We start from the raw sequence: 16,615 nt of genomic DNA, 5'->3' as shown, positions 1-16,615 counted from the left end.
TCTCACCCTATTTTTTAATTTTGTCTTGAAATTTTAACTACTTGTTGCCATAACAACATCATCAAAACTCCTTTCATCATAAGTTCCATCATAATAACAAAGTTCCACTGTCTTTGTTTCAGGGTAAATGGCTTCAATAACCCCACACTCCCCAGTTGATTTGACCCTGGCCTCTTTATCTAAAATGAACATCCTCTTCACTCTCTCTATGTAATAGTTTTCCTTGGGATATATTTCATGTTATGTATTGCATCGAACGAATTTTTAAAATGTTTATACCTTTCAGTCATTTGGATCGATTTACCAGCTAACTCTGACAGTTTTACGACCAAATGCGTTGGCTTCTTTTTCACTGTCCATCAGAATATCAATACGATTGTTTTTTATGTCCCCTCCTGTATCTATTGCATATGCTTGAAAGCTATTCCCTTCATATGAAACTTGAACTAATGAATACAAAGGAATTACTTCTGGATCAACAGCGATTATTCTTTTTCCATTGTAATAGGATGTGTTTGATACATCATAGCCGGTTCTTGTTTTCCCTGTGCACCCTGTAGAACAAAACGCTGTGTAAGCAGTGGCTACAACTTCATGACTCTTCATTGCCTTGGCATAAGTACTTTTTGAAGCTGATTTATCTTTACTTCTCTTTTTATTAGTTTTTTGCACATTTTTTGTTTTTGTATGTTTTGCTGCTTTTTTATTTTCTTCTGTTAGATATGTAATCGTCGCATTTAGATACTTTTTTCTACTTTCAGCCTGCTTTTCTTCCTCACTTTTTAGCCTGGGAAGGATTCTTGGAACGTCAATTTCGTGAAGAAGTTTTTGTCTCACCTCTTTTTTATCTGAATAAAATGACTCTTTTATTGAGACTTGATTGGCTTGATGTGTATACAAGTTTTTAGTGCTATATACGAGCCCTACTCCTAACAAACCAATTGTAGCAAAAAGTGTTATTTCGTTAATTCTATAATATACATATTTTTTATTTTTGTCTATAAGTTTTTTGAAAATTTTCATCTCTCCTATCATCTCATCAGTTAAAATTTATATTTCTGCCCTTTTAGTTGTCAAGCTCATATTGCCTTCATTATCAACAAAATCGATTCTGCAGACAGTGTGATTATATATGCTATCTTTATAGACCTTCGGAATAAAATTGTTACCTCTTCTGAAACCAGTAAACATGAGCAATGTTCCTCTGGTATACCAAGATTTCTCGACTACCTCTTTCTTTCCGCCACCAATGGATCTAGAAATCTGTTTATTGTAATGACTAAAGCTGCCCGACCACTGTTTAACTGTAACCACCCCTGTAGGTGTTAGAAGAGTAATTGTATGTTTGTTTTTATCCCTATCTAAAACAGTGCCTATAATCCGTGTGGTCTCATATTCATATAGAGTTTTCCCTCTCCATTGATAAGGTTTACCTTTGACCGGATCTTCTGGCAGTTTATAAAAGTCAGCAATATCATACTTGGCAAAGTTAACTCCAGAAAGCTCATGGTCATTATAATAATAGCTCAATGAATCCATTTCCCACTTACCTAATGATCCATCGGCATATTTTTCCCACTCTTTTATTAATAAACAATCATTCAATTTCTTCAGTGGCTCTTCTGTTGTTATCCAGTCTTTGATTTTGGACATTTTGCTGTCATATTCTTTTCTAAACACTCTTTCTGATACAACTAGCTGTCCATTAATCATGTCAACAATTCCGCTCTCACTGAAATGCTGATTATAAAAGTTGGATGACATATCATCTAATAAGAAAAGCCTGTCTTTTGGAGATTTCACTGTCTTGTATATCTTTTTGCTAATGTAATCTTTGAAACGAAAGAATCTAACTTCTAAGGCATACTCTTGGGGAACAATATCATTTTCAATTAGCATTTTTAAATTTGATAAAGTAAGCCTGGTTTTAGGCTCAGATATCTGTCCAATAAAAGATTTCATTATTTCTTGTCTATTACCAAAAGAGTCAAAACAACCGCCTTTTATTAGTTGAATTACTTGTCCCTTTTTAAGGATACGACTTCTAAACATTCTTTCCATGAAGTCGTTAAAGTCACTGTATGGCCTATTCGCAATTAACTGATGAACAACATCGTCTCCGATTCCATTCATTCCTTTTAATCCAAATACAATAGAATTACTTTCTATATCTGCTTTAAAACCAAAATTTGCGTTATTAATATCAGGTAAATCAACTTTGATTCCTCTTTTTCTAATATTCCCTATAGCTGCGGCCACTTTCCCATAGTTTGTAGCCGCTGATTTTTTAGTAGCCTGATCTTCTTCGCTTTCAATACCACCGCTATTTACAGTTAGACACGCTGTACTCCAGTACAATGGGTTGTATTTATAGTTAAGGTTTAATTCTTGAAGAGCGATAATAGAGTAAGCAAGAGTATGAAGAGTGCTGAACGAGTATCCGAATTGTCTTTTAAATTGGACATCCCAAACATATTTCAACATGTTTTCAGATGTTCCTAAGCTTCGCCCTTTCTCAAATAACATTTTCTTTATTTCATCAATCATTTTTTTGATTTTTTTGGCTATCCCTTTTCTTAGCTTATTAGACTCTTCAATGCTAAATCCAGCAATTTCTTTATCCATGGATAGCATCATAACTGATTCCTGTGTATCTGCTATCCCGTATAAACCTTCTTCTGGTTTATATAGATGTTTTTTTAGTACATCTATTTCTTTTGAACTTAAATTGTGATCTCTCATTTCTTGATACCATTGGTTGATGTCTTTTTTAAATCTTACATATGTATCTACAAGTTGTTCTTCTCCTTCTGACATCAGTCTCATTAAAGAATTCGTTACAGCTGTTTCCAATAAATTTTTCGGCTTAACTTTAACAACGGATTGGTTGCCCACTTCTGTATCAAACTGAAACAAATCCATTATTTCTCCTTCGCCAGCCATTTCCCATATTCTCTTAGAGTTGTACTCCAAAGTATCTGGATGCAGATACTTATTATAAGTTCTTTTCAAAGTTCCTTGAGATTCTATTTGATTGTCTTCAATAAGCTGATCTAAAGCTACTCGAATTTTATCTAAGCCTTCAATAGTCAATAAATCATATTTAACTGAACCCATTGCTTCACTGTCGCCCATATTGAACTGTGTGATATATGCTCCTTTTGGTGTCCTCATCATTGCGTTTGATTTGGTATATTCATCATTGAATATTAGAACACCAGCTGCATGAGAAGATCGTTTGTTAGTTAAACCTTCAATTTTAAGACAGGTTTCTTTCAAATTAGGATATCCCTCAACCTCTCTAATAAATTCCTTAATAGGCTTTCTTCCTAATTCTTCATTGCCAAAGAAGCAATCGGAGAGAGTCCAGTTGGCTCCTCTTTCAAATGGAATCATTCCACTTAAATATTGAGAAATATCGTTATCAATCCCTAAGCCTCTGCAAGCAGTTTGAAGTGCAGATTTAGATTTCTCAGTTCCAAAAGTGCAAATCTGCAGTACTCTTTTTACTCCAAACTTGTCCCTTAATGCTTTTAAGATTCTTGGACGCTTAGATCCTTCAGTATCAATATCGATATCTGGCAAATCTGGTCTCGATTTATGTATGTGGCGCCAATGAGGAAGGTTGTACTGCATTGGGTTAATTTGCGTAATGTCTAACAAGTAATTTACTAAGAAACCTGCTGCGCTCCCCCTTGCTGCTCCAACTAAGCTGTCCCCTCCACATTCATCATCCCAAATTGTATTGATGATTTCTCGGACGGTAACATAATAAGATGACATGGCCTGTTTTAGTTTCTCACTAATTTCCCATAGCTCACCCAATTCTAAATCAATCCGTTTTAAAATTGAGTACAACTCTTTTTTAGACATATCCTTTTTCATTAACTTTGCCTTAAAACCATCTTCAATTAGCTTTAACAAATACCTGTCCTGTTCTTCATCAGATTCTGCCATTAATTTTATATATTTATATTTCTCATAAGCCGGCTTGAACAAATGGGATAATTCAAACTCAGGTAAAGCCATTTTTGGAATAATTGGTTCGTGCTCAATAGTATAGTCTTCAATCATCTCTCCAATTAGTAATGTGTTTTCAATGGCCTCATTGATGATTTCTTTGTCCATGTAGCCCATTCTCTCATGAATTTCATCAACATTCTGAACAAAACATGCCTCATAAAAAGAGTCGACCTCTCTCTCTCCATCCTTGGCGTTTAAAAAGGCTTGATGAATTGCCCTGTCTTCCGGTCTAAGAAAGTGTGCATCAGTTGTGACAATCATTTTCAATCCATAGCCGTTGGCTATATCAACAAGTTTCTTATTACAATAAATTTGCTCTTCACTTAAAGCTGGCTGAAGCTCAATAAAAAACTTATCTTCCCCAAAGACTTTAATACACCATGTAATAAACTCATGAATTTTTAATTTGTGCTGCTTGATTGACTGAATATCTCCGCTTTCTTCGCATTCTTTGATTCTGAGTAAATTGATATTCACCTCAGAGCCGAGACAAGCTGTTGTAGCGATAATGTGTCCTGGATTTTTGCTAAGCAGCTCTTCTACATCCTTTTTAACTGTTGGCACTCTTTCCATCGTTCCTGTGTAAAATGAATTTTCCCAGGCTAGTGAAGACAGTATTCTTAGCTGCTCATGTCCTATAGGGTCAATTGCCAACATTAAAAAGTGAGGAAACTTTGTCTGTCCTGACTTATAGTTATCGCGGACTTCTTCTATTGAATCGACTAAATATGCTTCATTCCCCAATATGAGTTTAAAATCTGCAGGCATATCCCCTTTCTTCTTCATTTCTCTGACAGTCTTAATTGCTTCTAAGTGTGCTGAAAGAACCTCATGATCAGTAATAGCTAACCCTTTATAATTCATCTGAACCGCTGTCTTAAGCAATTCTTCAACTGAGTTTGTTGAATCAAGTAGTCTTATGTTACTTTTATCAGTGTGACAGTGACATCCTATCAACTTTTCTCCCCCTTAAAACACAAGTTCTTTTTGTTTTGTGCGAACCACCTCCAATTCATAAATCTCGATTTGAGGTGTTTTCTTGCCTTTGTATTCATTTGCCTTTGCTTTACCAATTACATTTATGACTAACGTTCCATTTGATTCTGTAAGCTGATTAAAGTAGTTCTCATCGCTTTTAAATCTTATGTATTCAATATCACCATGCTTGAATTTAACTGTTGTCTTATTCTTTTTTCCTAAATGTTCAATTTGTTCGACATCAATTTCAAGATCCGTTATTGCTATTAATGGTTCTTCTACTTTGTAACCCCAATAGTCTTTGTAACCATCAAGTTGAAGGATAAATTCTTTTCTCAATCGTTTTGCTGGTATCTCAAAATCAACATTCTGAATATCTTCTTCGATATCTATGTCTTTAAATTTTTCATTTAGCGCTTCGTTTACCAGGATTAAGTTCTCTCGTCTAATTGCAAAACCAGCTGCATTTGGATGACCTTCAACAAACTCAAATAATCCAGTATCTATAAGCACTTTCTTAAAATCCTTTATAAACCCTTTGTCATATCCTCGTATAGAGCCACTCAAGATCTCTTTACCTTTTTTTGGATCGTTCCTAGCTAACAAGACCGGCTTTTTATATTCTTCTGCAAGCTGATTGGCCACCAGTCCAGTTAGGCTTTTATCTAGAATCCCTTCAATGTAAACAATGAGTACTTTATTCGCTGTTAAATTTTTCTCCTCTATTCTATTTTTAATTTCAGCTCCAGCTGCATCAACAATTCGTTTCTGCTTTGCCTTTAGATTTCCTAGAATCCTAACCGTGTCATCATGAATTGACACAAGCTCAGTACCATTTTGTCCACGTTTTTTGTAGGGAACCTTTTCTTTAGAAAGTAAGAATGCTCTCATCATTTGATCTTTTTCTTCACTGCTTCCAACCCTAATGGCAGCGTTAATTAAGGGGTTAATAAAGAATTGTGTATTCTGTATGTTCTTGTCACCCTTGGTTGAAAACTCTTGCTTCTTAAATAGCTTCTTTAATAATGGATGCTTAATTTTCTTCAAGCCTTCATACATAAAATACCTGGTTTCAAGGTTTCTTGAATCAGCCGAATCTGCAATGTTACCAATAGATACAAGGTCTAAGAATTGTTCAGCTTCATTTTTATTTAGCTTTTCATCTACTGCTTGGCAAAATTTTAAGGCCATCCCTGCACCTGTCAGGGTTTTATTTGAATAATTAGGTGAAAGTTGATTATTTACTACGATCGCATGTTCAGACACTCGTTCACATTCATGGTGATCAATAATGATTATATCTGCGCCTCTCTTATTAAGAGTTTCATGTTCCTCAAATTGACTTGAGCCTGCATCTGGGATTATGACTAAGTCAACATCATCAGGAACTGTATCAATAAAAATTCCATGTTCTTTCCCATCTTGAATTCTGTAATGTATATTAGCTTTCGGACAAATCTTCTTTATGTAATTTATAATGATTGAGCTGGATGTATATCCATCAACATCACTGTCTACCTGAACAAACAATTTATTTTTATTCTTTAAATGCTTAATCAGACAATCTGCAGCTTTATCGATATTATTTAATTTTGAATAATGAATAACTGAACTTTGATCAACATTAACAAACAGCTTTGGATCTTCTATGCCTCTATTTTTCAAGATAGTAGCCAAAGGATCGAAATTATAATCGTTGTCGCCAATTAGTCTATACTCCATTAAATTCCCCCTTCATCTGTGCCAATCTCAATTTTCCTTTTCATTAGCTCCTCTAGAGTTTCCTTTCCCTTATCAGCTGGGCTGTCCTTATAATCCAGTAAGTCTTCATAATCCCACAAAACATACACACGAACATAAGGAGTAAATTTTGCTGCGAGTTTAAGAATTTTTTTCTGATATTCAACCAGTTTTGCTTGATATTTCTCCTCTGTTTCATGTTCTTTTGGTGGTCGGTATTTATCTAGAGCAATAAAAACTTCTTCAACACCAAGAGACAATAAAATATCCCGGTGAAAATTAGAAATATTGCTTGAACAGACTGCACACGTGAAATTTGCTTCTCCATAAAAGTCCTGGCATTTTAATACTGACTTTTCTGATTCAAAAATTAGTGCTTTTTTAAACCTTTCAATCGAACTTTTTGTTTTATGTAATCCATATAGATTCATCATCGTTTGATGATTATATAAGGTATTTCCAACTTTTAAAGGCATATATTTATAGCCTGCATCAACTTCTTCTTTAATCATTGAGCGCCTACGTATACCAATCAATCTATTATTTAAATCCCGATGAGGTATGGTAATCCCTTCTGTATGTGGTCTAAAATAGTACCCAATCTCAAACTCTTTTAATGTCTTGTGACTTATTCCCTCACCTAGCCACAATTGGTGAGGATGAGGCACAAATACATCTAGAACCGTTTCATTAAAGCTGGGGAGCTCAATATGTATTTTTTTCTTTTTTTTGAACTTCCCCATCCATTCCCAGTCATCAATCAAATCATTGTTTATGTATGTCTCTCTATTCCCGAATCCAAACGTTCTTCCCGCTATTTTAGCAACATATTCGATAGCCTGATTAAAAGAGATATTAATTCCTTTTTGGCTTTTTGCTCTTATTACAAGTTCAAAGACATCAAAATTATCTCCACACTCTGTATAACAGTGAAACTGTTTTGCTTCATGATAGTAATACAGCTTATAGCTCCCACCAGAAGCATTGTGACAAACGGTTCTGTAAATAGGGTTTCCTTGTTGATCCCACTGATTGTTCTCACTACCTAAATCTTTTAAAATCTTATGTATATCCTCGATGGTCAGGCTTTCTTTTACTCTGTCTTTATCATACTTCAAAGGGCGCTACACCCCTCATCCTACTTTTATATTCAATTTCTCAACTGTGATTAGTTCATTGTCAAGATTTGTTGTGAAACAGTCCTTAATCCGCATGTTGCCCATATTGATATGGGAGAAGACTTTAACTTTGTCATACTCATTCCCCCTATTTTTAAATACATGTGTAACAAAATTTGGCTCTGGATAAAATCCTTCTTTTAAGATTGGATCAATTGCATCCTTCTCTTTTTTACTTAAAGGAAGAATTATCATTGCAGCATCTGTTTTATCTGCGATGGCCTTACTTCCTCTCAAGTAAGAAGCATCTATTACTTGTCCTTTTAACCATGCTTCTTTCCAATCACCATTCAACTGAGTTGCACTCATCATATAGACATCGTATTTGTTACATAAGCCCTTTAACTTATCCGACATAAGTAAAAGAATTTGGTCTTCTCTTAAGTTGACCCCACTTTTTTTGCTCATCTCTGAAAAAATTGTTACTGATGAATGAATATAATCGAAATAAACGTACTCTACATTGTTTTTAATGACGTTCTTTTCAATGGTTCTTTCAATCTCCTGAATATTAAAATCAGGCAGATGTTCGAACCATATGTTAGACTCTTGAAGAACTTTAGCAGCCTTACGCACAAGTTGTTTTTCTTGTTCATTGATTGTGTTTCTAAGGATTTTTTTCTCTTCTACACCACTAATGTAGGCAAGTGCTAAGCTTTGCAATTCTTCGGCCATCATTTCTGTTGAAATAACCGTAGAACTTTCACTCCATGGGTTTGATACCCATTCCTTCTTTTTAGGATCATAAAGTTCGGTTGCACTTAAGCGACAAGCGTCAGCGACCATGTTTCTTGTTTTACCGCCACCTGTAATACTTGAGCGCAGATAGAACTTCTTCTTCCGTGATCCGCGAAAAATTGAGGTGAGCATTTCGCTATTTAATGGAACTCCAATATCCGGCGACTCTTCGAATGAATCCAATAATTCATTAATACCTTCTCCGCCCTGGATTCCTACACTTTCAGATGAAGTTCTGAATTTTTCTTTTATGTCTACAATCTTCATTTCATAAGCTGTCAAAATTTCATCAATCGACTTCTTATCAAACTGTTCTTGCATCTTTTCCTGTTCTTTTGGGTCAATCAGAGATTCATCATATATTTCCTTAATATCGAATCCCAAGCCATCCATTTCTCTAAGCAGACTAAACTTTTTTAATCTTTTATAGTGGTAATCAAAGTTTTCGACAACTGCCAACTCTTGAATTCTTTCTATATATTCAAGACCGTTATTATCATGGAAAATTTTATATTGAATATCGTAATCCTTTAGATATCCATCTATTTCAACCTCATTCAATACTTCAGTTCCTTGATGAAATAGGTTGCTCATGGCAAAAAATAATATTGAATGAAACCTTGAAGGAAAATCATCCGAAGTTATCTTATATTTATTGCTCTCTGACAAGATTGTGGGATCTTTTAAAATGCTCCCTAAAACTTGAATTATTGCCTGTTTGTCTTGTAGCAAATGGACTCTCCTTCCTATAGCGTTGAGATATCAACTAACCCTCTTTTCTTTCTCATTCCTTTTTTTATGACCAAAGTAATTTCTTCTCTTTTATGATTCTTTGGGTCTTCAGCTGATCTTCGTATGGCTTTTTGTCTAATGTAATGCCGCTTTGCCTCGTCATATACAAAAGGAACGATTCCAATGCCATCTCCTTCTCTGGGTTGATTGTCCAAAGTTTCATAAAAGTATCTAAGCGCTAGTTCAATGCCTTTAAGCTTATACCCATATTCCTCTTGATACTCTTTAATTTGTTTCAACATCATGCCAGTTGGAGATGTAAGACCATATAAATTGCATATGTATTGAATTAACTCTTTTCTATGATCTGCTTCTTTCTTCCAGGTATTGAGACACTTTTCATGGTAATATCTTTTTTTATAAGGAATGGCTGAGTCTTTGTCTAACTTGGTCTCGCAATATGGACATTTAACTTGTCTCCCCAAATAATCACTCCTAATAAGGAGGAGAGAATAATCCCTCCTCTTTTATTCAGCTAGAAGGTCTTTTAGATCATCTAGAATTACAGACATGACACCTACTTGCTTACGGCTGCACTCAGTAACTTTTACACCCTTACCTAAATGTTTTTCTGTAATCTCATTAACTTCTTCTAAACGACCTTCTTCATTAAGCTTCATGCCAATTTCTTTAATTTGATCCATTAATGAGTTGAAATCAAGTTCTTCTGAAGCGTTGTTTTGTTTTTGCTCTTCGTATGTAACAGCAACAATTCCTTCTGCTTGCTCCTGTCTCTCGACTGCCTCAATAATTGCTTTTTCTAAGTTTTCTGCAGTAAATTCAGGTAAGTATGTGTCAATGTAATCAAATCGGCTACGAGCAAAATGCTCTGCAGTTTCAGCCAACCAGGCGCTTGATTTAATTACCTTTCTATCTTCATCAACACCATTAGAACTTAGATAGAGAACAATATCACTGTTATCAATTACTGGAGCTAAAACTCGTTTATCCCCCTTCGGATATACTTTGCCTTTTTTGTCTTCAGCAGCATGAGCAATAAAGATAACCGTAAATCCTACGCCAATTAATTTATTGATTTCTTCCCATACTTCAGTTTCATACTCTTTCCAAAGGCCAAACCCATCATTACCATCTTTAATCCGTTCTACATCATATTGCTCGCAGACATATCTAGTCGCATATTTAGCAAAAGCGTCTACTTCATCTACAATGATTGTCTGATACATTTCTTTGGCCTTTTCAGCATTTTTAGTTAACTGTTTGTTTACCTTTTTAAAATCAGCCCAACTATTGATAGGCATGAATTGGACACCGGCAATGGCATTTAATCCTTTTTCGAATGGCAGATATAACGGTTTCTTCATCCGAGTGCTTTGCTTAGTTTTACCTAAGTTGTTAGAACCGTAGATTGTGATAACTTTTCCTTCTAATCCTTTTGCTACTACAGAAACTTGTGGGTTGAAAATATCGATTGCCATTTTAGTTCTCCTTTTATTTTAAATTTGTTGGGTGAGTCGGAGCTCACCCCAGCTATGTATTAGAATAACGATTTATTTATTTATTTTTAAAAAGGTAGATCATCATCTGAAATTTCAACCGGCTTTGAAGGCTTGTTATTAGGAGCACTTCCACCAAACCCAGACTTTTTATTGTTTTCTTTACTACCTTCTTTCTTAAGCTCGTCTAGATAAATCTCTCTTTCAGTCAACGCTTTTTTAATTGCATCTGCATTAAAAGCATTCTTACTATCCTCATCATAAGGATCATTACCACCTGTGATTAGATACTCTCTTCTTGTAATTGAAGTAATTTCTTTCTTATCTTCTCCAAATGCCGCTACTTTGGTTGTTACTTTTTGTTCTTTATAATTAATGATCTTCCCAAAAACGTTAACGGTACTTCCCTTTTCATAATTATTTTCAACATATTGTGAGCCTTCTTTTGTGACTACAAATGTAAAAGGAATTACTTTTCCGTTGTACACAGGGATATAGCCATTTAAATTAACTCTACCTGTTTCTTCCCCTTTTACTTTTTCTTCGGTTACATTCTTTACAAACACCTCAACATCAAATTCTGCTCTGGGATTGAATTCTTCATTAGCATCCAGTCTGTTCACAAAGTTAGCCATTAATTGTGGATATGATTTAAAATTCCCATGTGAATAATACTCATTTAAGCTAATTTTACCTTGAGTAATTCTTACTTTGTCAGCTTCATCTCTACCGTGTTTTGCGATTGACTTATACTCACTTACAATAGTCTGATACCCCTTTGCAACTGCATTATCAGTACCATCATCTTTCTTATACTTGGAAAAGCCTTTAACTGTATGTACTTCGTTAGGTGCAACCTCAATGTCTAATTCAATATTTAGTCCATTTCCATTTTTCCATTCAGTGTGTCGTACTTCAGCTAAAGTTCCTTCAATTGTTACAATGTTATTTGCTTCGCGTAATACCGTTTTGTTTTCTGTCATATATTTTTATCATCCTCTATTTTTATTTTTGTCTATTGTGATTTTTCTTTGAATATGTAATTTTACTAAACTTACAGTCTTTGATTCCAAGTTCTTTACTAAGTTCTATATACCTTCTTTTTGGGAACTTCCAATCATTTTGGTCAGAAAAGCATCCTGACTTATTTACAATTTCAAACACTTGCTTTTTTCTGTTAACCTTGATTGTCATATTTCCGTAAGCATACTCTTTGTAAAATAAACGTTTTTTAACTCGCTCAGGATGAGTTTCTTTGACAAGTGTGACATTCCTTATCATCTTTAACAGTGCCTGATCAGGAGTAATAGTCTTATTGCCTTTAACGTTTTCTCTGTAATAGCTTAATGCCTTCTCTGTTATCCCAAGTACCTCCAAGTAATTCGCCTCCTTCCCTCTAACTTGATTTTATTATATACATATTTTTTATCTTTGTCTACATGTTTTATAAACTTTTATATTTTTTATTTTTGTATCTCATTTGTAATCTTTCTAATATGAATAAAATTATCATTTTATAAAGCTAGGGGAATCCCTAGCCGGTGTGTTCTTCTTTTTCTCGATGAATATCAAACTTAGGTGCTTCTTGTTTAACAATAGTACAAAATTCAGCCCAATTATTATAGAGGTTTTCTAATTTATCTTTGTAAGTCTGCTCTTCTTTTTCAGAAGCTGCTTTAAATCTAGCAAATCCATTGTTTCCAGTAACAATAGTACCAACGAAAAAATAATCCAAGAAGTCAGAAAATGATTTCAAAAAATTATTTTTTGATTTTTCAATTTGATCATTCATAAATTTATTTTGCGGAGAGGAAAACCATTTTATATTATTTTCAAAGTCATTTACTTGATCAAATATTATTTGCCGACTATCTTGTAACAGTTCAAAAAAATAAAACATTTGGTCAGAGAAGGATTCATTAAATTGCTTTAAGAGTTTTTTATCAGTATCGCTTAGATTTCCTGCCATATAACTATTTAATCTATTTACTTCGTTTACGAGGTTGTCATTTTCTTTTATTAGGCCATTTACTTTGCCAAATAAATAGACAATTCCTACTATTAAAATAATCATTATTATCGATTCAATCAGGTTGTGTTGTATCCAATTAACCAAACTGATTTCCGTTAAAGTAACAAAATCCGAAAGAAATCCGATTAGTCCTAGAAAAATTGAAACAACACTTCCTATTACCAAAACCCTTTTATACATAAGATCCCTCCATGAAATTCTATTTCATGAAATGATTATAAACTATTACTAAGAAATTAACTCATAATATTTTATTTAGGCTACACAATTTCACTCCATAACCACATATCCATTGTTTGGAATGTAAATCCGTCGGGTAGCTGCTTCATTTTCACATTTACATTGTATCTTCTACCGGTTGTTTTATGTACAATAGCTAACTCTTCTCCATTAAAGAAACGTACAATGGCCTCATCAAATTCAATAGGTTGATTAACCACATACCCCTCTTTTAATGCTCTGATAAACAAATAAGGGTCATTTTTATACAGCTCGTAAAGGACATTGGCATATTGTTCGTTCTTGTCTCTAAGTAGTTCAAAATTAATCAACGGTATGTATAAGTCTTTGTCTGACAAATTCAATTTGTTTCTAAAGTATTTAATTGCTTCATCTTGCTCTTTAGAAATGATGTTTGGCATTCAGTTAACCCCTTTATTCGTATGATAACTGGGCTAATCTTAGACTAGCCCAGCTTGACTCTAATTAAAATTCTTCTAGACCATAGTCTTTTGCACCTTCTGCTATTAAACTATATGCAGCTAGAAGATGCTCTTTTATTTTCTCTTGTGTTTCTTCTCCAAAAGCACCAAAACCAATTTCAACTTCATTTGAATAATTAATTTTCCTGTTACCTACTTGCGCCACATTTTCCTTTTCAATTTCAGCAATAAAATAAGCATTTCCTAGATTTTTCCCTAAATACTCCTCAGTGAATGGATCATAATCATTATAAACCTCATACCGTATTTCTCCGATTCTAAGTTTCTGTTCACTCATACTCTCATCCCCTGTTTTGAATTTTTTGGTACTACTAAATTATATACCAAACCATAAAAGGGAACAAGTGTTCTTATTTGTGTTTTTTATTTATAATCAATTACTGTATCGTCTAATGCTAATCTAAGTGTGCCGGTATCATATGTATTATGTATTAAAGTTGTACCTGAAGCATTAAACGTTGCATATGGATGCGAAAGAATTCTTGAACCAATACCTTGAACATCATTTCTAATTAAACGAACCTTTTTTGTCCCGTTTAAATATATCCCATAACCTTGATCTGAATCTCTGTTAAACATGATTTCATTTCCTCTTAACATATGCTCAGAACCACCTATTAAGTGGATTGCAATGATTGCTTTGCAATTATATATCTGGTTATCACTTATTCTGATATTGTACATATCAGTTGCTCCCATAATTGCAACATTTCTTGGTTCAAATATCTCATTCCTTGTCAGGAAGACTTCTGAATCTTTATCCCAATATATCCCGTAACCTTTTCCACTTAATAAGAAATCATTTAGCTTTATTCTGACAGATTGAGACCTTTCACAATATAGACCTCCATATAGATTCGAGAACGTATTATTTAAGAATGTGACATCATTAGAATCCATCACTTTAATTGCATATGATGAAGTTGTGCCTTTGCCTTTATTATTGTTAACTTTAATATCTGATGAATTTCTCACCTGGATCTGAATACAGTCGCTTTCCTGTATTCTATTGTTTGAAATGGAAACATCTTCGGCCATATGTGTTGCTATTGCACAATTTGAAGCATTCTTTACAGTATTATTATCAATCGATACCCCTTTCCCTCTAATCATCATGCCTATTTTAAATCCTTGAATATTGTTGTCAGTTATTTGAATTCTGTTGCCAGTCTCAGTGCTCGAAACGCCTACAGAGTCTATTCCATACTCTTTAGAGTCTCCTTCATTTATTATCTTGTTACCCTTAATACTCACATCCGTACTGTAGCCATATGAAATAACATTGTCACAGTAATTATCTTTGATGGAAACTTTACCGCTTGTATGAGCAGTAACCGAACCTCGACCATTTTTTCTAAACCTGCAATCAGTAATCGTTAACTCGTAAGGATGATCATACTTCTTTCCGTTTTCTCCATAGCCCTCTAAATCAATACCTAGTTGAGGGCCAATTGTATCCCCTCCAGCTTCCTCTATATCACTGTCTTCAACCAATAATCCTTCGCAACCATTAGTAGCTAAATTGTTCCGTCTCCCTCTTTTCAGTTCGCATTTTCTTACGGTCACACTTTTGGAAGGTGTATAAACCACCCCTGGGTAATTCATCATTCCGTGTGCCGCAATCCAAACGTTGTCTCCTATACAATCTGAGATCTTAACATTTTCAATTAAAACATTTTTGCTCCCATGAACATGTATCCCAAACCCCCATTCATGTGTTTTTCTATTGGTATCAATTAGTGAATAGTCATGTTGATATCGGTCACCTATAATTCGACCTCCTCTAATTATTACGTTCTCTGCAAGCCCAATATAAAAACAAGAATAGCCCTGATATCCATTAGGATTAACTCGAAATACTGCTTCTGGATCTAAAAGAAGCTCCATATTTGATGGGATTTTAATTCCTCCACCAATCTCAGGATTGCGTTGATTTAATGTATTAACAGAATCAATAATGAAATTCCCTTTTGGAATTTCAACAATAGGAAAGTTATTTTTTGATGCATAATTAAGAGCTTCATTAAATCCTTTAGTTGTTTCAATTGGATTCGAGTTAAAGACATTTATTCCCCACTGATCAAAGTCAACATAGTAGCGCATGGATTTGTTCAACAATGTCATGGTGCTACGCCAGCCATACAATACACATTTTCATTAATGAATTTAGTTAGAACAGCAATATAGTCATAAAAAACTTGATTCTGCGTCCCATTCCGTCCAGCCAGTGTAAAAGTATTAAACATTTCTCTTCGCTGTTCAGTGCTTATTTCAAGTTGAATACTCATACCAGTGCTACTTTTATTAGCAATGTTCTGTTCATTCGTACCGGCTAAACGGGAGCCCTCAGCCAACAATTCTGCAGAAAAGCCGGCATCGATAAGTAATGATGTAATCTTTGCTGCTAGTGCTCTGTCTGTCCCACCGACTAATGTGTGTTTTTCACTTGATGCGTACCCATGAATTGAGATTGTTAAATCATGCTTGTTTAATAAGTCTAAAGCTCTGGGCTCATCAAAATTTGTACTTGTAATATGTAGTTCAGAAGCTACTGGTATCCTTAAACCTTCAAATAGATAGGTAGAGTAAGACTTACTCAGTTCTTTTGCAAGCTCGCTAGTCCCTCCTTCAATACCTCCACCATGAGGAGCCAAAATAAGCACACGCCTATCAACATCGGAAGTTAAAATGTTATAGCTCAAAGGTGACTCATTTGCTTTCAACTCTTCAAAATTACTATACTTATCTGCAGCTAGAACTGAATTGGGATTAAACAATGCAAACAATGAAGTAACTATGATTGGAAAAGACTTCTTGTCTGTGATATACTTATATAGCTTCGTAACCTTGCGAAGTGTCAGGTAGAGAAGGTTAGGCCCGCCAAAGCTCGCCTTCTCTGCCCCCTTAACCTCTTTTTCCTCTATTCTGTTTTTAAACTTCAACAATTAACAACTC

General features: G+C 34.4%; 15 protein-coding genes. All 15 read right to left on the bottom strand.

Annotated features, from left to right (window positions below; translation table 11 throughout):
• Positions 1-33: 33 nt before the first annotated feature.
• Positions 34-192, bottom strand: coding sequence for a hypothetical protein (locus BLL41_RS18590; RefSeq protein ID WP_033885423.1), 159 nt, complete (start codon positions 190-192; stop codon positions 34-36).
• 108 nt (positions 193-300) lie between these two features.
• Entirely contained in the window at positions 301-1,017 is a 717-nt protein-coding gene (locus tag BLL41_RS18585) for a 3D domain-containing protein (protein ID WP_083428075.1), read from the bottom strand.
• A gap of 33 nt (positions 1,018-1,050) precedes the next feature.
• The gene (locus BLL41_RS18580; RefSeq protein WP_071578993.1) at positions 1,051-4,980 is read right to left on the bottom strand and encodes a PHP domain-containing protein; all 3,930 of its coding nucleotides are present in this window, start codon (positions 4,978-4,980) and stop codon (positions 1,051-1,053) included.
• A gap of 12 nt (positions 4,981-4,992) precedes the next feature.
• Complete coding sequence (gene recJ, locus BLL41_RS18575) at positions 4,993-6,723, bottom strand: single-stranded-DNA-specific exonuclease RecJ (protein WP_071578992.1); 1,731 nt, start codon at positions 6,721-6,723, stop codon at positions 4,993-4,995.
• The gene (locus BLL41_RS18570; protein ID WP_071578991.1) at positions 6,723-7,859 is read right to left on the bottom strand and encodes a hypothetical protein; all 1,137 of its coding nucleotides are present in this window, start codon (positions 7,857-7,859) and stop codon (positions 6,723-6,725) included. Before BLL41_RS18570 ends, recJ begins: the two co-directional genes overlap by 1 nt.
• Before the next feature lie 15 nt (positions 7,860-7,874).
• Positions 7,875-9,389 (bottom strand): replicative DNA helicase, encoded by a 1,515-nt coding sequence (locus BLL41_RS18565; protein ID WP_071578990.1) that lies wholly within the window; start codon positions 9,387-9,389, stop codon positions 7,875-7,877.
• Between the two features lie 14 nt (positions 9,390-9,403).
• On the bottom strand, positions 9,404-9,874 hold the full coding sequence (locus tag BLL41_RS18560; RefSeq protein ID WP_071578989.1) for a hypothetical protein: 471 nt from the start codon (positions 9,872-9,874) through the stop codon (positions 9,404-9,406).
• A 42-nt stretch (positions 9,875-9,916) separates the two neighbouring features.
• A complete protein-coding gene (locus tag BLL41_RS18555; protein WP_071578988.1) occupies positions 9,917-10,888 on the bottom strand; it encodes an ATP-binding protein in 972 nt (323 codons plus the stop codon).
• Positions 10,889-10,974: 86 nt separating this feature from the next.
• A complete protein-coding gene (locus BLL41_RS18550; RefSeq protein WP_071578987.1) occupies positions 10,975-11,889 on the bottom strand; it encodes a hypothetical protein in 915 nt (304 codons plus the stop codon).
• A 22-nt stretch (positions 11,890-11,911) separates the two neighbouring features.
• On the bottom strand, positions 11,912-12,283 hold the full coding sequence (locus BLL41_RS18545) for a hypothetical protein (protein ID WP_071578986.1): 372 nt from the start codon (positions 12,281-12,283) through the stop codon (positions 11,912-11,914).
• 157 nt (positions 12,284-12,440) lie between these two features.
• Positions 12,441-13,118: a hypothetical protein gene (locus BLL41_RS18540; RefSeq protein WP_071578985.1), complete on the bottom strand. Its 678-nt coding sequence runs from the start codon at positions 13,116-13,118 to the stop codon at positions 12,441-12,443.
• Between the two features lie 80 nt (positions 13,119-13,198).
• Complete coding sequence (locus BLL41_RS18535) at positions 13,199-13,579, bottom strand: hypothetical protein (protein WP_071578984.1); 381 nt, start codon at positions 13,577-13,579, stop codon at positions 13,199-13,201.
• A gap of 64 nt (positions 13,580-13,643) precedes the next feature.
• Positions 13,644-13,937 (bottom strand): hypothetical protein, encoded by a 294-nt coding sequence (locus BLL41_RS18530; RefSeq protein ID WP_071578983.1) that lies wholly within the window; start codon positions 13,935-13,937, stop codon positions 13,644-13,646.
• Between the two features lie 86 nt (positions 13,938-14,023).
• Entirely contained in the window at positions 14,024-15,784 is a 1,761-nt protein-coding gene (locus tag BLL41_RS18525) for a right-handed parallel beta-helix repeat-containing protein (RefSeq protein WP_071578982.1), read from the bottom strand.
• Entirely contained in the window at positions 15,781-16,605 is an 825-nt protein-coding gene (locus BLL41_RS18520) for a poly-gamma-glutamate hydrolase family protein (RefSeq protein ID WP_083428071.1), read from the bottom strand. Before BLL41_RS18520 ends, BLL41_RS18525 begins: the two co-directional genes overlap by 4 nt.
• Positions 16,606-16,615: the final 10 nt, after the last annotated feature.

This window comes from Bacillus sp. FMQ74 (assembly GCF_001875785.1).
In the GTDB taxonomy this organism is placed as follows: Bacteria; Bacillota; Bacilli; order Bacillales; family Bacillaceae; genus Bacillus; species Bacillus stercoris.
Note: the sequence above shows the minus strand (reverse complement) of the source record. Positions and strands in the feature narration are given on the sequence as shown.